The sequence below is a fragment of the Sagittula sp. MA-2 genome, from assembly GCF_030126985.1.
Lineage (GTDB): Bacteria > Pseudomonadota > Alphaproteobacteria > Rhodobacterales > Rhodobacteraceae > Sagittula.
This window is the reverse complement of sequence record NZ_CP126151.1, coordinates 123,798-140,270: the sequence shown is the minus strand read 5'-3', so window position 1 is coordinate 140,270 and position 16,473 is coordinate 123,798. Positions and strand designations below refer to the sequence as shown.

Here is a 16,473-nt window from a genome sequence, read left to right as displayed (position 1 = left end):
CTGACAGGAACCGTGCGGCGGAGGTCCTGACACCGAGATGGCACCCCGGTCGAGCGGCGCAGGGTTGTCCGCCGTCGAAATGATGCAAGAACCGGGTACGTCGGCCTTCGGGGTTGCCTGCTGCCCCAGGCGCGGCGGGCGGACCGCCTCGGCTGGCGCACTCGCAAATTCATGTCGGATCGCCGCTGCGCAGCCCCGTCAGCCCGAGAACCCGGCCCTGATGATCCGCCCGTTGCGCGAATGCCCATAGCAGCAGAAAAAATGGCGGATCGGTTCGCAGTTTGCGCGGACTCCGCCGCCGGTCTGCGTTGCAAGCGAAATGCGCGCACAGGTCGGATCACATTCCCAAATGGGAACGGCACACGCGATTGTCGCGGCGTTCAGGGGTAACGCGGGATCATGACATCTCGAAGCGGCGGGAGTGCCCGGTTGCCGGTGGCAATCATGGGGCATGAGACCGAAAAGGCGAAAGTGGACGGTTTTTAGTCCGTCCGGAGTCAGGTCATCCCGCCATTCCCAAGGGCGAGACTGTCACTGCCGTTCACAGAGGGCCAACGCTCAGATTGTCAGAAAGGGCGGCACGGCTTCTGTGATCGTTAACTTCGATGAATTTTCCGAGCAATCGAACAAATTCCTTGGCCTCTTCCGGTTCGAATGCTGCCATAATATCATCATGCAGAATCTTTATGCGCGGATAGAACGCATGAACCAGTTTATCGCCTTTGGTGGTGGTATACACCCGCCGCTCGCGTTTGTCGTGCGCACTGCGCACAACGCGGATCAGGCCAGAGCCTTCAAGATTGCGTATAGTGCGACCCGTTGAAGCTTTGTCCACGCCCGTCATAAAGGAGACCTCGGCCATCGAGAGGCCGGGACGCAAGCGAATTGTCGCGATGAGAATCCAGCGCACCGGAGAAAGGTCGACGTCCTTTCCGACTGCCTCAAACATTGAAAGGAATATCTGATAGCTACGACGGATCAAGTGCCCGGGGTGGCTTCGCAAAGTGTGTATATCAATTTCGCTGTGTGTTGCTTCGTTCATGCTAACGGTGCCATATAAGATTCCAAGGTGACGTTATTGAATCACAAGCGTCCTGAAGTCGCGGTCAATTCTGCAATACACATGTTCGGCGACTTCAGAAAACGTGACTTGATGGGAAGAATAGCGCAACGATCTGGGTGTTACTACAGGTCACCTCGAAAAATTACCTTGTTCTTGACGCTGCGACATCAATAAAGCGGTAAACCGGTACAGCGCATGAAGCGATGGCGCAGATGGGGTTCTTCGATCTTTGAAAACGCTGCGCGACTCTCGATGCCACGACAGATCCGCTGATCGACGCGCTCGTGCGGTCAGAGGAGTTTCGCCTGGCGCTTGAGCAGGGCCACCGCAAACCGGGTGCGGAAAGCGAGTCGCGCGTCGATGGATGCGGTTGCTGATGTTCAAGACGCTCGTGCTGAACACGGTCTACACCCTGTCCGGCAACCAGATCAAGTATCAACTGCGCGAGCGGCTGTTGTTCATACGCTTCTTTGGCCTCGATCTCGTGGGCCGGTGCCGAATGATATAGCGGTAATAATTTACCGCTATACGCTTTCGCACGCGGGCAGGACAGATCCTCGGCGCGGCCGTCGTACAACCTCAACATGCGAGACGAGAACGGCAGGGAACCCGAGGGCCGGGCGGACGGACCCTGACGATCGCCGGAAGAAGAAGCACGGCAAGCGCCACTACGGCGAGAAGAACCACGTCAGTGTGAAGCGAAAGCACAGGCAGCTGCGAGGCTACATGGACCTGTCGCAGTTTCGTGCCGCCCCAAGTGCTCGTTTAAGCGTATCCCTCCGGCGGGGGCCGTCTGACGGGGCGTTGGAGGCGATGATAAGTCCGACGTTATGGTCGACCTTACGTTCACACCCCGGATCGAGATCCTGTCCACCGAGGATGCGCCGCGTCGTCGGCACTGGAGCGATGCCGACAAGATCAGGGTGGTCGAGAAAGCCGTGGGGGACATCGGCAGGTCTCAGCGACAGCGCGGCGGCATCGGGAGAACCAGCCTGCAACAGAGTGCCTGTGAGCACGCGGTGTTGATCTGGACCCGACCTTCGCACACCATACGGGCCCGCGGCATGTTGATGGCCGCATCATGAGACCGGTCTTATGTCAGCATCCGACAACGCGCCAAAATCAGATCTGAAGATACCTCTTGCGCTTGGGGCGGTTACATATGTTGCAAAACTGGCGCCAAAGGCGTGACTTCGCCTTTGCCCACCGACGCCATCCCACGCGGACGCTTTCGGGAATTTCACCGGCACTGACGCGGTTCATGAGGGCGGTTCGGCACAGCCGACATCGTTCGGCATTGTGATCGGCGACGGTTTGCTTCATATCAGCGGTTGCTGATACCTTATTCCTTCCAAGCATTGATGGCAGGCTATGAGTTCGAAGGATAACCAAGAACAGCGGCGCCGGAGCGGACGGCCGCTCATGATTTTGCCTATTCTTCTGTTTGGGTTGCTGGGCGTAGTCTTCTACTGGGGCCTCTGGAACAACGACGACCGGTTGCCCTCGACGCTGATCGGAAGACCAATCCCGGAATTCGCGCTCCCGCCCATCGAAGGGCGGCAGGACGGCCTAGCCTCGGCGAACCTGCTAGACCAGGTTTCTCTCGTCAACGTCTGGGCGTCGTGGTGCGTCCCCTGCCGCACGGAGAACCCGCTTCTCGTCGATCTTGCCGAAGCGGGCACCGTTCCGATCTACGGTATCAACTACAAGGACGATGCCGAGGAGGCGCTGGGTTTCCTCGAAGAGCTCGGCGATCCCTTCACCCGCATCGGCGCGGACCGATCAGGCCGCGTTGCGATAGACTGGGGCGTCTATGGAGTGCCGGAAACATACATAATCGACGCCGAGGGGCGCATTGCATACAAGCATGTCGGCCCCTTTGATCAGGCCTCGCTTGAGGAGGACATTCTGCCGGTCGTGCGCCGGTTGCAGGCTGAGAGCGACCCGTGAGGCGACGTGACGTCCTTGCCGGAGTCTTGGCGCTTGCGGCAAGCCCTGCCTCCGCCCGACCACCGATCCCTAATCACGGGACTCCGCGTGATCTCCTGTCGCCGCCTTTCGTGGATGGAGATGGACGGAATCTGACGCTGGCGGACTTCGAGGGACGTGTCGTGCTTCTGAACATTTGGGCGACCTGGTGCCCGCCTTGTCGCGAGGAGATGCCGACGCTCGACGCGCTGCAAGCGCGCCTCGGCGGATCGGATTTTCATGTTCTGCCGCTGTCGATCGATCGGGCCGGTCTCGAACCTGTGCGCCGCTTCTACCGAGAGACCGGCATTCGCAACCTCGATCTCTATATCGCGGAGGATACGCGCGCGATGCTGGCCTTGGCCGTGGTGGGCCTGCCGACAACGATTCTGATCGACCGCATTGGGCGCGAGCGCGGGCGCCTCGCAGGCCCGGCCGAATGGAACAGCCCCGAAGCCGTTGCGCAGATAAGCGCTCTTATTGACGAACGTAAGCAATAGGACATGGAAAAGCACGACGACCGCGCCAGCCGTTCCGCTCCGTGCGCACACGTGGTGGCGGTCTACCGATCAGTTTGGAGATGTGGATTTGATTGAACTTTCCGCTCTTGGACTAATGGCGGCATTGCTGGCCGGTGCCGTTTCCTTTCTGTCGCCCTGCGTGCTGCCGCTCGTGCCCGGCTACGTATCCTACGTTGCCGGACGTACGGTCACCGGCAGTGCAGCGCCTTCGAAGGGGCGGGCCGTCTGGCTCAGCTTCTGTTTCGTCCTTGGCTTCTCCACGATATTTATCGCGCTTGGGGCCTCTGCCACCGCGCTCGGTCAGGCGCTGCTGCAGTGGCGCTACGAACTCAACCTCGTCGGCGGCGCGATCGTGATCCTGTTCGGTCTGTTCATGATCGGGGCAGCGCGCCTGTCGGCCATGGAGCGCGACCTGCGTTTTCATCTCGACCTGCCGGGCGGGCAACCGGTCGCCTCCTACGTGCTCGGACTCGCCTTCGGTTTCGGCTGGACACCGTGCATCGGGCCGATCCTCGGCGCCATCCTAACCGCCAGCGCGACAAGCGCGACGATTGGCGAGGGCGTCGCATTGCTTGCCTTCTACTCGGCCGGCCTTGGGATCCCGTTTCTGGTCGTCGCGGGGTTCACCGACAGTATTGCCGGGAGGCTGCGCGGCATCGGTCGTTGGGGTCGCCGCCTGCATCAGGCTGCGGGCGGCGTCATGATCCTGATGGGTTTGGCGATGATGACCGGGCGGTTGAGCGCACTGGCCTACTGGCTGCTGGACACCTTCCCTGTCCTTGCGCGGATCGGGTGAACAGATGCGACTGTACGAGAAACATATCCTCCCTCGGCTGACGCATCTGGCGATGGGCCAGGATCAACTTCTTCCCTACCGGCGCCGCGCCGCCTCCGGGCTGCATGGACGTGTGCTGGAGATCGGGATCGGCTCGGGCCTGAACCTTGCGCTCTACCCCGAGGCCGTGCGTCAGATCATCGGTGTTGACCCGTCGCCCGAACTCCTCTCTCGGGCCGCGCAAACCTCCCATGGCCTGATGCCCGCGGCCGAGATGATCGAGGGCGTGGCCGAAGCATTGCCGCTGGAGGATCGCAGCGTCGACTGCGTCGTCGCCACCTGGGCGCTCTGCAGCGTGTCGGAGCCGGAGAAGGCGCTCGCCGAGATCCGGCGCGTTCTCAAGCCGGACGGCATCTTCCGCTTCGTCGAGCATGGTTTGGCGCCGGAAGCCCGTGTCCGGCGCTGGCAGCGCTGGCTCACGCCTGCCTGGAAGCGTTGCGCCGGGAACTGTCACCTTGACCGCCCGACGAACGCCCTTGTCGAGAAGAGCGGGTTTCGGATCGAGCGGCTCGACACCGGCTTCCGAGGCCATTCGTATTCATGTATGAGGGGCAAGCTCGCCTCTACTAAGGAAGCTTGGAAAAAGAACAACATCGGCTTTCGATTCGTGGCGCAACACTAATGGCAAGGCAATCAATTCCCGCCTCGAACTTTTGCTGCAGGCTCCGCATTATGAGGTATTATGAGTAGTCAGAAAGATAACCGGCAGGCCAATCTGACGCGCGGCATCCGCGTCGAGATCGCCAGCCTCGTCTACAACATCATCGAGGTCGTCGTATCCGTCACCGTGGGACTTCTGACCGGCAGCGCGGCACTGGTAAGCTGGGGTCTCGACAGCACGGTCGAAGCCACCTCAGCCGCGACGCTGATCTGGCGCTTGAAGGGGGAGAAGGACGGTGCCGGCAAGCGCACGGTCCTGCACCGCAAGAAGGTCGCGCTCTACGTGGTTGCCTGTGCCTTCTGGATCGTCGTCGCGGCGATCCTCTACGAGGCGGTCTCCGCCTTCATTTCGCAGAAGGCGCCGGGCTTCAACTGGTGGGGTATCGCGATTCTGGGTGCTTCGCTCGTGGTCAACCCGTTCCTCGCCTGGGGCAAGTATCGCTATGGCAAACGGCTCGATGCGCCCGCCCTGAAGTACGATGCCAAGGACACCATGATCTGCCAGTATCAGACAATCGTGGTGTTGGCCGGGATCGGTCTGACGCAATGGATGGGCTGGTGGTGGGCCGACCCGGTCGCGGCGCTTCTGATCGTGCCCTACGTTGCGTGGGAAGCGTTTGAGGCCACCAAGGATGCGCGGTCGGTCGAGCCGGAGGAGGCCGACGCTACTGCCGACGCCTGACGTTGCGCATGATGAACCGGGATTTAGGCATGGGCGGCAGTTCTTCGGTTTCCAGATCCAGATCCTGATCTGGCACTTCGTAGTCGATGGCGTTCACGAAGAAACTGCAAAACGCCTTCATCTGGCTGATCGCGATCCACTCGCCCGGACAACGGTGGTTCCTGTGGTGATCACCACCGCCCTGCGGAATGAAGTCGTAGGGGGTGACCTCCCGATCGTGAAACCGCTCGGGCCGGAACTCTTGCGGCGCGTCCCACGAGCGAGCGTCGGTATTTGTGCCGTAGAGGTCGAGCAGAACCCTGTACCCTTTGGAAAAGCGATATCCGCGCCACTCGAAATCACTCTTCACCCGTGCCGCGACCGCGGGAAAGAACGGATACAGACGGCGGACCTCTTGCACGAAAGGTTCGAGCTGTCCCTCGTCGTCCTTCAGCTTTTGCCGCCACTCGGGATGCCGATGCAGGGCATGCGCCGCCTGGGCGATGAACGCAGAGACGGCGACGATCGGGCGTACTACGTTCAGAAGCTCCACGGCGGCAACCTTGGAGGTCAGCAGCTCCCCATTCAGATCGCGCCACGTCGCGACGACATGGGCGGCGCTTTCCTGTCCTGTCTGAAGGCTTCCGTCGCGCAGCCGTTCAATAATCCCGGCTGTCCAACGCTCTGCGCGATGCCGCGCCAGACGCGCACCCCAGTGCTTCCAGCCGACCGCCCCGGCGTCTTGGAAGAGCGCCGTCATCTGCGCCGTCCGCGTCTCGACCTCCGCTTCGGGAAGCGGCACGCCCGACCAGGCGCAGGCAGCTCTGGTGAGGATTTCGCGCACTTCGTCGTAGAGAACGACCTTCTCCGCCGCTTGCCAGTCCCGTGCGTAGCGGTCCAACAGGTCCCGCGTCGTGTTTTCGAGAGCTTCGATCCGCTCCGACGCCATGAGTGACATAAACATCCGCTTCCGATGACGGTGGGCCTCGCCATCGAGCCCCTGGATGCCCTTTTCGCCGAGCAGGGTTCTCTGGATACGCTTCGGCATCGAGCCTGCGCGCACGAGCCCATCCTCGGAATAGAAGACCTCCGCAGCTGCGGCACCAGTCATGCAGATCGTCTTTTGAAAGAGGATGCGGGTCTCGAACAGGTCGCCCTCAAGATCGCGGCATGTGTCCGGAATGAACTCATATGGGTTGCGCAGCAGGGCAAGCGTGCTGTCGATGCCCTTTGCGGATGGAATGCTGGACATCGATTATTTCCCCGTAACGTTTTCTTCTCGGTGGTTACGTTCGGGCTTGTTCTGCGCCGAGCGGAAGCTGTCCCAGAACAGCAGGGCCGCACCGCAGAAAATCGCCACATCCGCAAGATTGAAGGACGGCCAGTGGTATGTTCCGTAATGGAAATCCAGAAAATCCGGGACGGCCTGATAACGCAGCCGGTCGAGGACATTGCCGAGCGCGCCGCCGATGATCAGACCGAGAGCGGCAGCCGTCAGCCTGTCCGGCGCGCGCCACAACCAGATCAGCAGCCATGCCACGATCACGCCAGCAAGCGCGATGAGACCCCACCAAGGCACGATCCCGCCCAGCATACCGAAGCTGACTCCATCGTTCAGAACCCGCACGAGATTGAGAAAGGGTAGAACCTCGACGCCGCGCTCAAGCGCCGGTGTGTTCAGCGCAAGCGCCTTGGTACCCTGATCGAGGCCGAACGCCGCGATCGCGCAGAGCCCGCCCAGAACGCGGCTGTTCATGCCGCTGCCTTCAGATCGGCCCGCGCGTCGCGGATGATCGCCCATGACGAGTGCAGGAACAGCCCGGCGATACCGAAAGCGACGATGAGGTCTGGCCATGCGCTGCCCAGCCACGCCACAAGACCGGCGGCAACGACGACCGCCGCATTACCGATGGCGTCGTTGCGCGAGAAGAGCCAGACGGCCCGCATGTTCGCGTCGCCCTTGCGGAACCGCAGCAGTGGCAGAACGGAGATGGCGTTGACGACAAGGGCGATCATGCCAAGCAGGCCCATGAGACCTGCATCCGGCGTCGTCTGTTCGAAGACCCGGACGATGGTCGTGCCGAGGACGCCAAGACCGAGGAGCCCGAGGAAGATGCCTTGGATCAGAGCCGACCGTGCCCGCCAAGCGAGGCTCCAGCCGATGGCCAGCAGGCCGAGGAAGGTGATCGCGCCATCGCCGATGAAATCGAGCGCATCGGCCTTCACGGCCTGCGATCCGGAAATGAAACCGCCGATCATTTCGAGGACCCCGTATCCCACGTTCAGGATCACGACGATCCAGAGGGCGCGGCGGTAGGCCGGGTCCTGATGGGCAGGATTCGGCGGAATGTCTTCATCGCCATCGATCCGGTCGAAGCCATAGCCTGTCACCGCGACTGCCTTTTCGATGTCCGGCAGGCGCGCTTCGGGGGCATTCAGTGTCATGATGTGAGTTGCGGCCGACACCTTCACATCGCCGGGCGCGACTCCGGCCGACTGTGCCGCCCGCTCGATCTGTGCGGCATCCTTGGCGCAGTCCATACCGGAAACCCGGTAACGGACGGGCGGGGCATCTGCCGTCAATCCGGCACTTTCGGTGTTGGCCATGGTCGCGCTATTCCTGCTAGGATGAATCAAAGAACAACATATCAGCGAGGAGTGATATGGCGCAATTCGTCGATGACCGCAAGAGCGCAACCATCGAGCGACGGGCGAAGCTGTTTCGCGGCTTCGCGGACCCGAGCCGCCTGGCCATCCTCGGTGCACTTTGTAACGAGCCATTGGCCGTTCACGAGCTCGTCGAGCGGACGAAACTATCGCAACCCAACGTCTCCAACCATCTGAGGTGCCTGCTGGAGTGCGGGCTTGTCGCCAGCGATCGCCATGGGCGTTTCATCCGCTACCGTATCAGCAGCCCGCGCATCACGGTTCTTCTGAGCGATGTGGACGCACTTCTCGACGTGGTCGCAGAGGGCGTTGAGGCGTGTGACAATTATCGTGAGGCGTGAGTCAGAACGGACGGCCGGTCGACTCGGCGCAGATCGGTTGGAAAGATGTTGTCCGTGTGCAGGGTCCGACCGGAATCCTGCTGAGGTTCGACAAGCTGGCTTCGGAAGAGACACCATTCATGTATCACTGCCACATCCTCGAACACGAGGATGCGGGCATGATGGGGCAGTTTACGGTCACATAACAGGACCCCACCCGCTCGACACCGGGCGTCGTCAAGAGCTTACGTCTTCTTGCGGCGTTCTATCAGGTGCCGGTGTCGCCTTGTTGAAACGCATTACGGAGTATGTCTAGACCCGAACGGAGAACACCTCGCTAAGCTGCGGGTCCGCCGAAGCGGCCGTCCAGTCGCTCGGCAGCATTCGTCAAAAAGGGCTCAAGGACTAAGCCGCTCTCGCGGCAGGGCGCCAGGTGCGCGCGTTTGACACTGATCTGAACGCGGCGCTTCACCGAATGGGCTCTCCGGCCTGACGATTGGGACCTTCTCAAGCGCCAGATCGGAGGTTTCCATGACACAGGAGAAGATGAGCCCGCTGCGTGCGCGGATGATCGAGGACATGCGCATCCGCGGGATGGGCGACAAATCCCAGCAAGCCCACATCCGGGCAATCAAGGATTTCGCCGGGTTTCTGGGGCGCTCGCCGGACACGGCGACGCCGGAGGAGCTTCGCGCCTACCAGCTTCACATGACGGACACCGAGGTCACGCCCTCGGTCTACAACACGCGCATCACCGCCTTGCGCTTCTTCTTCGGGATGACCTGCGGTCGCGAGGAGATGAAGCGGTACATGCAGTTCCGCACCGAGCCGCGCAAATTGCCCGCGGTGCTGAGCGCCGAGGAAGTCTCCGAACTTCTGGCCGTCGCACCTGGTCCGGGCCTCAAGTATCGCGCCGCCCTCAGCATATCCTATGGCGCGGGTCTTCGGGCCTCCGAGGTCTGTAATCTCACGGTCGGCGATATCGACAGCGACCGGATGCTGATCCACGTCGTGCAGGGCAAGGGGCGGAAGGACCGCAAGGTGATGCTGTCGCCCGGGCTGCTCGATCTTTTGCGCGCGTATTGGCGCGAAGCACGCCCCGAGGGATGGCTCTTCCCCGGCAAGCCGAAGATCAACCCGATTTCCCCACGCCAGTTGAACCGAGCTTTCACCTCGGCCAAGCGCATGGCCGGGATCAACAGACCCGCGACGCTGCACACGCTGCGGCACAGCTTTGCGACCCATCTGCTGGAAGGGGGAACGGATGTGCGGGTGATCCAGGTGCTGCTCGGCCACGCCAAGCTGACGACGACAGCCAGATACACGCAGGTCGCCACCAAGATGATCCGGGACACCACCAGCCCGTTCGAGGCCTTGAAGCAATTGAAGTTGCCGACCCGCGAGGACCGAACGGGGTAAGGCGCGGGCCTTGCCCCGCGCAGAGCTGGAGATCGCTGACATCTTCCGTGCCCATGGCCCCGAATGGCGGCAGGCCAATGCCGGGCATGTCAGCCTGAACCAGCTCAAGACGATGTCGGCGATAGAAGCATGCCGGACGGAAGCGCTCGGCGGGCATGTCGCATCTTGCACAAAGTGCGGACACCAGCACATCGCCTATAACTCATGCAAGAACCGGCACTGCCCGAGGTGTCAGGGGCCCGCGGCGCGTGACTGGATGGCGGCGCGCGCCGAAGACCTGCTGCCGGTGGAGTACTTCCACGTCGTCTTCACCCTGCCGGCCGAGATCGCGCAGATCGCCTTCTGGAACAAGCGGGCGGTCTACGGCCTGCTGTTCCGCGCTTCGGCCAAGACAGTCATGACCCTCGCCGCCGATCCCAAGCGGCTCGGTGCGCGTGTCGGCATGACAAGCGTGCTCCACACATGGGGATCGGCGATGACCCATCATCCCCACATCCACATGATCGTGCCCGGCGGCGGCCTGTCGCCCGACGGCAAGAGGTGGGTCGCCTGCCGCCCGGGGTTCTTCTTGCACGTGCGGGTTCTGTCGCGGTTGTTCCGGCGCCTGTTCCTCGAGGGGCTGATGGCGCTGCACCACGCCGGGCAGCTTGCCTATTTCGGCGAACTGAAGGACCTGGCAGATACGCAGGTCTTCGCCGGATATCTCGCGCCGCTCCGCAAAACCGAATGGGTGGTCTACGCCAAGCCTCCGTTCGGCGGACCCGAGGCCGTGCTCGCCTATCTCGGCCGCTACACCCACCGCGTGGCAATTTCGAACCACCGTCTCGTCAGCGCCGATACCGAGACCGTCGCGTTCCGCTGGAAGGATTACAGGATCAAACGGGGGGATCGGATGAAGGTCATGCGGCTGGCCACGGGCGAGTTCATCCGCCGCTTCCTGATCCATGTCCTCCCGTCCGGCTTCCACCGCATCCGCCACTACGGCCTGCTCGCCAGTGGCGCCTGCAAGCGCAATGTCGAGGCGATCCGCCGTCTTCTCGGCGCCGAGGCGCCGGCTGCGGCCAAAGCGACGACTGCCGATCAGGCCCCACCGCTCACTCTCAGGGAGCCCTGCCCTGAGTGTGGCGGGGCAATGCGGATCGTCGAGACCTTCCGGCGTGGCGAACGCCCCGTGACCCGCGCTCCGCCCCGAAAGGCTGCTGCATGATGACAGGGCCATCCTTCCCGCCGACCCCGGTCCGGATCACTCCCTCGTTCCGGAGGCAAGGGCGCCGTGCGCCGGTCGTTCTTCAAACCAGAAACGGTGACACCGCAGCGTCGCCGCACACCCTCCGCCGACTACGAACACCGCTCATAGAACACAGGAAAGCTGTCCGAAACTGGATTGAAACCCGGCGCTCAGCCACCACCGCCAGCAACGCCGTGCCGCTTTCCCCATAGGGCACTGCCAGACCCCCGCAGCTTCCTCCCTGAGAGATTTTCCAACGCGGGCCGCCGTCAGTCCGGCCATCAACCTCGCACTCCGGCCCGCATCGGAAAATCTTCATCCCTCAAGCCGTTCGCTGCGATCTGCGCGAACGGCTGCTTCGACGCTGCGGCCGTTCACTGAACCGTCTGTGACAGGCTGCTGAACTTATTTGTGAAAAACGACATGTGGTTCCTTCCAAGATCAAAGCGGCTGTCCGTAAGAGGTTCCTTCACCGGACATGTATTGCAAAGGTTGGCAGGGTCAGAGAAACCACACCTCAGAATATCTCGTATAGGTGGTACGATTTGATTCGCATATGCCGCCCCTTAATCGTACTTTAAAGCTATGACTGTGACCAAAATTGGCTATGCCCGCTGCTCGACTGACAAACAGGACCTGACCGCACAACGGCAGGCCCTATGCGCCTTGGGCGTATCAGAGGATCTCATTTATACTGACCACGGGCTGACGGGCACCAACCGCGCCCGCCCCGGTCTCGACCAAGCACTAGCTGCCGTCCGGGAAGGTGACGTGCTGGTCGTGCCAAAATTGGATCGCCTTGCCCGGTCCGTCCCCGATGCACGTGCGATCGCAGATCAGTTAGAGAAAAAAGGCGTCAAGCTCGCGTTGGGGATTTCCATCTACGACCCAACGGACCCAATGGGTAAAATGTTCTTCAACATTCTGGCCACATTTGCTGAGTTTGAAGCCGACCTCATCCGGTTGCGGACCAAGGAGGGCATGGCTATCGCACGGGCAAAGGGCAAACTCCGGGGGAAACAGCCGAAACTCTCTGAAAAGCAACAAAAAGAACTCGCACGCATGCATGCCACCGGTGACTATTCCATCAGTGACCTGGCAGAGGTCTTTGCGGTCTCAAGGCCAACGATCTACAGAACTTTGCACCGCACAGGAGCCAAAATCAGCCCTTAGCGTACTATTCTGCCCCCTCCGGCATCAGACCCCAAGTTCTTGCTGCGCTGACAGAGGGCAGCCGGGCCGTCGGCCTGATCTCGCACGTCGGGCTGGTGCAGGAGGCTATTCCACAAGGCTTTTACGTGCGCTCGACCCCAAGCGGCAGCCGGGTCGAGGAAAGAACGGGTATGGGATGACGGACCGCTGGTATTACCGGAAGGCACACACCCGCCGTCTGTCGTCAGGGCGCACGGTATCCGTCCGCGGCGGTTGGGCAGTTCGGGGCGATGGTGAAAGCAAGAGGGGCGCATCGTTCAGACGGACTTGTCCGATATGTGGGGCGCTGATCGTAAGCGTGGGCATGCCCAGAGGAGGGTGGGTCCATTTTGAGGGCGGCAAAGGCCTGACACGAATTAAGCACCCTTGTCTGCATCTTGGCGAGGGTCTGAGCAGGCGGCGCGACGAGGAAACACCGGATCTTTTCGAAAGGCTGCCATAGCTCGTTGCCGGATCACACAGAGCGATTTTGACCAAGACACCTAGGTCGATATGCAAACCACCCTTTGGCGACATCGATGAACGTAAGCATTGGCGGTGGGCGCTCCTCCCTCAATGAACCGAGAATGTCCCCGTCGCTGGATCTGATCACAACGGTCTAGTCCTTGATCCGCCACATCCTGAATCGTCCTTGTTGCGTCACTTCTCGGATCAGGCCTCGCTCTTGCATCCATGCGAGGTTCCTTTGAACAGCCGCGCGACTTGCGCCTGTTAGGGCCTCCGCCATCGGGGCCGACACCAAAGGCCACTCTGTCAACACAGACCGAAGAGCGGCCGGAGTTCTGCCCGAAAGCTGAGACATGGCTCCTTCCGCCCGAACACTCCATGTTTGGGTACCATCTAGATGACGCATCGCCGTTAGAATTGCGCTGTTCATCCCATCCAACCAGCGTGCCAAGCGTTCGGTTGGCAAACCCGAGACACGCAGCCCCCCTGCCCCGCCCATAGCCAGCGGCGCGAAGACGGCGCCGCTTCCGTCGCAGGCCGCGATCCTGGACGCGGTGACGGCGGCTTCGATCTGGTCGCCGTGCTGTCCGAGTCCCGCCAGACTCCAGAGATGAAAGCCCATGCAAGCTCGGGTGATTGGGTGGAACTCGGCTGCGGCTGTCATTACTTCCAGCCATCCGCCCGCACGATCTTCGAAACGCTCAGCGCTGTCTTCAATGTTCTCGGGATCGCGGCGATCCAGGAAGGCGGCCAAGTCAGCCTTCGGTCCGGGACCGCCTGTCAGGCGCCGAACAGCCCATCCAACTCTTGCAAGGGCATTTGGGTCATCCTGTGCGCCCGAGAGCCGCATCGATATCCAGAGCGCCAGACGATCAGAACTCACCCGATCCCCTGCGAACCAGCTGAGGTTCGCTGCCTCGATCAAAGCGAGGCGATGCCGCCAGCCTTCCGGGCCGCGCAGCAGCCGGTCATCCAGAGCACCCAGACGTCCAGAGACCCGTGCCAGTCGCGCAGCGTGAACGCTTTCTGCCTTTGCCCAGTCTTCGATGACAGCAGTGTCGGGCGGTTCCGCACGTGGCCCAGGAGGCAAATCATCCGGTTCTTCCTCGAGTGGTCCCGGCAGAAACCAGAGATCCTCTTCGTGAGTCTCTTCATCCTCCTCGATGGTGATGAGGGGGTCATCGAAATCATCATTCAAAGCGGATGCTTGAGGTTTCATATGTGCAAAATACTGTTCTTTTGCACATTACCCAAGTGATTTTGTGGCGGTTGCTTTTGCTCTTTATATAGTATGCGCGCGCGATTGCCGGTGTCGCGTTGCCCTTAAATCTGAGACGAGACGCTTTCGGCATCGAGTTTTGCCCTTAATTGCGAGATTCGGCTGTCATGGGGCCTTTGCTTCTCGCCCGCCTTTGTGCAATGTGACCAACTGCGGCAAGCAGACGTGGCACCGCAGCCCTACGCTCCTCCTCAGCACCGAAGGCAACCGAGTCTTCGCCATCATTTTCCATCGACATTTGCAGCACAAGTCTTTGACCCCTGTCTCAGGTTTAAGGGCAAAAATATCGGAATTAAGGGCAAAATCTCATATTTAAGGGCAAAGCACTGCCGTTGATTTCCTTGAATTTCCCATCTCACAATTAAGGGCTACGCGACATAAGGAAACCAAGGGTTTTTGGACGAGCGTGACCTGAGAGCGTCTGCTTGCATTCGTTTACATACGGTCGTTTATTGATCGTATGTAAAACTGCAAACGGCCTGTTTTGATGCCCCTGATCGGCTACGCGCGCGTCTCGACCGAGGATCAGACCCCCCTGCCCCAGTCGCAGGCCCTGAAATCTGCGGGCTGCGTCGAGATCCACGAGGAGCAGGCCTCGGGCGGAAACCGCTCGCGTCCCGTGCTGGCCCGCGTGCTGGAACGGATCGGCAAAGGCGACACGTTGGTCGTTGTCCGGATCGACCGCCTGGCGCGGTCTCTGTCGCACCTGCTGGAGGTGATCGAGCGGCTGGAGGCCAAGGGCGCTTTCTTCCGCTCGCTGACCGATCCGATCGACACGTCCTCACCGCAGGGCAAGTTCACCCTGCAAGTCCTGGGCGCCGCGGCGGAGTTCGAGCGCGCCCTGATCCGTGAACGCACCAAGGCCGGGCTGGCCAGCGCACGAACCAAAGGCCGGGTTGGCGGCAACCCGGGCCTGCGCGCCCGCGATCCCGCGGCGCTGCGCAAGGTGCGGCTGGCGCGGCAGGATGGTTATATGGAACGGCTGAACGAGACGGCGCAGGACTGGGTGCCCCAAGTGCGCCGCCTGCGGCCCGACATGGCTTGGGAGGACGTGCTGCGCGTCATCAACGGCCCCCTGCCCCGCGACCGGCATTGGACGCAAAGCCGGCTGCTGCGCGCCGTGAATGCCTACGTCCGCGACGGCTTCCTGCCCGAAACCGTGCTGGGCCGCGCTGGTCGACGCGAAACCAACGACCGCCTGCCCGCCATCGTTGCCGCCATCAAAGGTGCGGATCCCGGCATCACGCTTCAGGCGATCTGCACCCGGCTAGAAGCGATGCGCGAGCGCACACCCCGCGGGCGGACAAGCTGGCAGCCGTCATCCGTTAAGATGCTGTTGGAACGAGCCGAAAGGCTGGGGCTGCTCGAGTAGCCAAATAACCTTGCAAATCTTCCGCGCCATGGAAGGATTTCAGGGTTACGGCCTGCGCCATTCTCGGAAACTGTCCGCTCATGCAAAGGGGTTGACGATGCGAAGCTGGCCTTCCACCAGCAGGCCATCTTGCATGTCCTCACTCCACAGCGTGGTACAGCCCGCAACCAAAGCGCTTGCCACAATCATCGCATCGTAGATTGAGAAGCCGTAGCGTTCCGCCAAGGCGCGGCCGACGTCATGGGTCTGCACAGTCAGATCTTCGACGGGGCACAAAGAGCGTACGCCTTCGAGAAATGCCGCTGCTTCCTCCCAACTGAGGCCGGCTTTGCGGCGGCAGTTCACCAGCGTCTCGTTCAGGACCTGGACGCTGATCCGGGGTCCCTGCCCCAGGATGACCTCGGCGCGATCGGCCTTCGGGCCGTCGTCGAGCAGGTAAAGAACGACATTCGTGTCCGCGAACTCAGCGCTCATGCGCGTCGTCGCGGCTCAGACGTTCTGCTGAGGACAACTTCCCCCGGAAGCGGCGCAGGCCGGTCAGCACCTCATCCGCACGAGCAAGGCGACGGACTCTGACCCGACCGTCGTCCTTGACCAGGTCGATTTGATCACCCTCCTTGAGGCCAAGCTCTCTGACGAGCTCCGCGGGCAAACGGACGGCCAGCGAGTTACCCCATTTTGCGACCTGCATGGCGACCTCCTGCGTTGATATACATTTGGCAATGTATATCATGCTGGTTGCGCGGGCAAGCCTGTCCCCGTACCCGGGCTACTCTTGTGCGTCATGCAGCGGCTGACACCAGATTTAGAAAGAGCTTGCG

The 16,473-nt window shown here is 61.5% G+C and carries 19 protein-coding genes and 1 pseudogene; 13 read left to right on the top strand and 7 right to left on the bottom strand.

All coding sequences use genetic code 11. The features are described from left to right. Positions 1 to 541 precede the first annotated feature (541 nt). Complete coding sequence (locus tag QNI11_RS27060; RefSeq protein ID WP_082135451.1) at positions 542 to 1,042, bottom strand: MarR family winged helix-turn-helix transcriptional regulator; 501 nt, start codon at positions 1,040 to 1,042, stop codon at positions 542 to 544. Between the two features lie 397 nt (positions 1,043 to 1,439). Here QNI11_RS27060 and QNI11_RS27055 point away from each other — a divergent pair, with 397 nt between their 5' ends. From QNI11_RS27055 to QNI11_RS27025, 7 genes and pseudogenes are all read left to right on the top strand, one after another. Further along, entirely contained in the window at positions 1,440 to 1,571 is a 132-nt protein-coding gene (locus tag QNI11_RS27055; RefSeq protein WP_165617170.1) for a transposase, read from the top strand. Positions 1,572 to 1,893: 322 nt separating this feature from the next. Continuing rightward, on the top strand, positions 1,894 to 2,148 hold the full coding sequence (locus QNI11_RS27050) for a hypothetical protein (protein WP_053079201.1): 255 nt from the start codon (positions 1,894 to 1,896) through the stop codon (positions 2,146 to 2,148). A gap of 337 nt (positions 2,149 to 2,485) precedes the next feature. Continuing rightward, positions 2,486 to 3,013 (top strand): DsbE family thiol:disulfide interchange protein, encoded by a 528-nt coding sequence (locus QNI11_RS27045; protein WP_035746431.1) that lies wholly within the window; start codon positions 2,486 to 2,488, stop codon positions 3,011 to 3,013. Continuing rightward, the gene (locus QNI11_RS27040; RefSeq protein ID WP_035746432.1) at positions 3,010 to 3,531 is read left to right on the top strand and encodes a TlpA disulfide reductase family protein; all 522 of its coding nucleotides are present in this window, start codon (positions 3,010 to 3,012) and stop codon (positions 3,529 to 3,531) included. The genes QNI11_RS27045 and QNI11_RS27040 overlap by 4 nt, the downstream gene beginning before the upstream one ends. Before the next feature lie 115 nt (positions 3,532 to 3,646). Beyond that, positions 3,647 to 4,348, top strand: a complete 702-nt coding sequence (locus tag QNI11_RS27035) for a cytochrome c biogenesis CcdA family protein (RefSeq protein ID WP_369796074.1) — start codon at positions 3,647 to 3,649, stop codon at positions 4,346 to 4,348. 4 nt (positions 4,349 to 4,352) lie between these two features. After that, positions 4,353 to 4,957, top strand: a pseudogene (locus QNI11_RS27030) (class I SAM-dependent methyltransferase). A gap of 112 nt (positions 4,958 to 5,069) precedes the next feature. Further along, a complete protein-coding gene (locus QNI11_RS27025; protein ID WP_082379096.1) occupies positions 5,070 to 5,729 on the top strand; it encodes a cation diffusion facilitator family transporter in 660 nt (219 codons plus the stop codon). On the opposite strand, the gene QNI11_RS27020 is transcribed toward QNI11_RS27025, so the two are convergent. The 3 genes from QNI11_RS27020 to QNI11_RS27010 are packed head-to-tail and all read right to left on the bottom strand — an operon-like array spanning position 5,713 to position 8,315. Then, on the bottom strand, positions 5,713 to 6,960 hold the full coding sequence (locus QNI11_RS27020) for a cytochrome P450 (protein WP_047998166.1): 1,248 nt from the start codon (positions 6,958 to 6,960) through the stop codon (positions 5,713 to 5,715). The two genes, QNI11_RS27025 and QNI11_RS27020, sit on opposite strands and share 17 nt — an antisense overlap. Before the next feature lie 3 nt (positions 6,961 to 6,963). Next, complete coding sequence (gene lspA, locus QNI11_RS27015) at positions 6,964 to 7,464, bottom strand: signal peptidase II (protein ID WP_009807499.1); 501 nt, start codon at positions 7,462 to 7,464, stop codon at positions 6,964 to 6,966. Beyond that, the gene (locus QNI11_RS27010; protein ID WP_009807500.1) at positions 7,461 to 8,315 is read right to left on the bottom strand and encodes a cation transporter; all 855 of its coding nucleotides are present in this window, start codon (positions 8,313 to 8,315) and stop codon (positions 7,461 to 7,463) included. Before QNI11_RS27010 ends, lspA begins: the two co-directional genes overlap by 4 nt. Positions 8,316 to 8,371: 56 nt before the next feature. On the opposite strand from QNI11_RS27010, the gene QNI11_RS27005 reads away from it, so the two are divergent. The 5 genes from QNI11_RS27005 (at position 8,372) to QNI11_RS26985 (ending at position 12,515) form a co-directional block, all read left to right on the top strand. Further along, on the top strand, positions 8,372 to 8,716 hold the full coding sequence (locus QNI11_RS27005; RefSeq protein WP_009807501.1) for a helix-turn-helix transcriptional regulator: 345 nt from the start codon (positions 8,372 to 8,374) through the stop codon (positions 8,714 to 8,716). After that, the gene (locus QNI11_RS27000) at positions 8,713 to 8,901 is read left to right on the top strand and encodes a multicopper oxidase domain-containing protein (protein WP_035746442.1); all 189 of its coding nucleotides are present in this window, start codon (positions 8,713 to 8,715) and stop codon (positions 8,899 to 8,901) included. Before QNI11_RS27005 ends, QNI11_RS27000 begins: the two co-directional genes overlap by 4 nt. Before the next feature lie 325 nt (positions 8,902 to 9,226). Continuing rightward, positions 9,227 to 10,114, top strand: coding sequence for a site-specific integrase (locus QNI11_RS26995; RefSeq protein WP_047998165.1), 888 nt, complete (start codon positions 9,227 to 9,229; stop codon positions 10,112 to 10,114). A gap of 10 nt (positions 10,115 to 10,124) precedes the next feature. Next, positions 10,125 to 11,321 carry an IS91 family transposase gene (locus QNI11_RS26990; protein WP_047998164.1) on the top strand — a complete coding sequence of 399 codons (1,197 nt, stop codon included), beginning with the start codon at positions 10,125 to 10,127 and terminating at the stop codon, positions 11,319 to 11,321. Between the two features lie 606 nt (positions 11,322 to 11,927). After that, a complete protein-coding gene (locus tag QNI11_RS26985) occupies positions 11,928 to 12,515 on the top strand; it encodes a recombinase family protein (protein WP_038070177.1) in 588 nt (195 codons plus the stop codon). Between the two features lie 637 nt (positions 12,516 to 13,152). On the opposite strand, the gene QNI11_RS26980 is transcribed toward QNI11_RS26985, so the two are convergent. Further along, a complete protein-coding gene (locus QNI11_RS26980) occupies positions 13,153 to 14,220 on the bottom strand; it encodes a hypothetical protein (protein WP_283984052.1) in 1,068 nt (355 codons plus the stop codon). Between the two features lie 547 nt (positions 14,221 to 14,767). Between QNI11_RS26980 and QNI11_RS26975 the strand changes: the two genes are divergently transcribed. After that, positions 14,768 to 15,652 (top strand): recombinase family protein, encoded by an 885-nt coding sequence (locus QNI11_RS26975; protein WP_283984051.1) that lies wholly within the window; start codon positions 14,768 to 14,770, stop codon positions 15,650 to 15,652. Between the two features lie 78 nt (positions 15,653 to 15,730). Here the strand turns inward: QNI11_RS26975 and QNI11_RS26970 are convergent, their stop codons facing one another. Continuing rightward, positions 15,731 to 16,126, bottom strand: a complete 396-nt coding sequence (locus QNI11_RS26970; RefSeq protein ID WP_088716084.1) for a PIN domain-containing protein — start codon at positions 16,124 to 16,126, stop codon at positions 15,731 to 15,733. Continuing rightward, complete coding sequence (locus QNI11_RS26965) at positions 16,116 to 16,343, bottom strand: AbrB/MazE/SpoVT family DNA-binding domain-containing protein (protein WP_088716083.1); 228 nt, start codon at positions 16,341 to 16,343, stop codon at positions 16,116 to 16,118. The genes QNI11_RS26970 and QNI11_RS26965 overlap by 11 nt, the downstream gene beginning before the upstream one ends. Positions 16,344 to 16,473 lie beyond the last annotated feature (130 nt).

What these genes read in the sequence shown, in the direction of transcription:
- QNI11_RS26975 (WP_283984051.1), top strand. Translation starts at nt 14,768, where the DNA reads ATGCCCCTGATCGGCTACGCGCGCGTCTCGACCGAGGATCAGACCCCC.
- QNI11_RS26980 (WP_283984052.1), bottom strand. Translation starts at nt 14,220, where the DNA reads ATGAAACCTCAAGCATCCGCTTTGAATGATGATTTCGATGACCCCCTC.
- QNI11_RS26970 (WP_088716084.1), bottom strand. Translation starts at nt 16,126, where the DNA reads ATGAGCGCTGAGTTCGCGGACACGAATGTCGTTCTTTACCTGCTCGAC.
- QNI11_RS27045 (WP_035746431.1), top strand. Translation starts at nt 2,486, where the DNA reads ATGATTTTGCCTATTCTTCTGTTTGGGTTGCTGGGCGTAGTCTTCTAC.
- QNI11_RS26965 (WP_088716083.1), bottom strand. Translation starts at nt 16,343, where the DNA reads ATGCAGGTCGCAAAATGGGGTAACTCGCTGGCCGTCCGTTTGCCCGCG.
- lspA (WP_009807499.1), bottom strand. Translation starts at nt 7,464, where the DNA reads ATGAACAGCCGCGTTCTGGGCGGGCTCTGCGCGATCGCGGCGTTCGGC.
- QNI11_RS27010 (WP_009807500.1), bottom strand. Translation starts at nt 8,315, where the DNA reads ATGGCCAACACCGAAAGTGCCGGATTGACGGCAGATGCCCCGCCCGTC.
- QNI11_RS27035 (WP_369796074.1), top strand. Translation starts at nt 3,647, where the DNA reads ATGGCGGCATTGCTGGCCGGTGCCGTTTCCTTTCTGTCGCCCTGCGTG.
- QNI11_RS27025 (WP_082379096.1), top strand. Translation starts at nt 5,070, where the DNA reads ATGAGTAGTCAGAAAGATAACCGGCAGGCCAATCTGACGCGCGGCATC.
- QNI11_RS27060 (WP_082135451.1), bottom strand. Translation starts at nt 1,042, where the DNA reads ATGAACGAAGCAACACACAGCGAAATTGATATACACACTTTGCGAAGC.
- QNI11_RS27020 (WP_047998166.1), bottom strand. Translation starts at nt 6,960, where the DNA reads ATGTCCAGCATTCCATCCGCAAAGGGCATCGACAGCACGCTTGCCCTG.
- QNI11_RS27055 (WP_165617170.1), top strand. Translation starts at nt 1,440, where the DNA reads ATGTTCAAGACGCTCGTGCTGAACACGGTCTACACCCTGTCCGGCAAC.
- QNI11_RS26995 (WP_047998165.1), top strand. Translation starts at nt 9,227, where the DNA reads ATGACACAGGAGAAGATGAGCCCGCTGCGTGCGCGGATGATCGAGGAC.
- QNI11_RS26985 (WP_038070177.1), top strand. Translation starts at nt 11,928, where the DNA reads ATGACTGTGACCAAAATTGGCTATGCCCGCTGCTCGACTGACAAACAG.
- QNI11_RS27005 (WP_009807501.1), top strand. Translation starts at nt 8,372, where the DNA reads ATGGCGCAATTCGTCGATGACCGCAAGAGCGCAACCATCGAGCGACGG.
- QNI11_RS27050 (WP_053079201.1), top strand. Translation starts at nt 1,894, where the DNA reads ATGGTCGACCTTACGTTCACACCCCGGATCGAGATCCTGTCCACCGAG.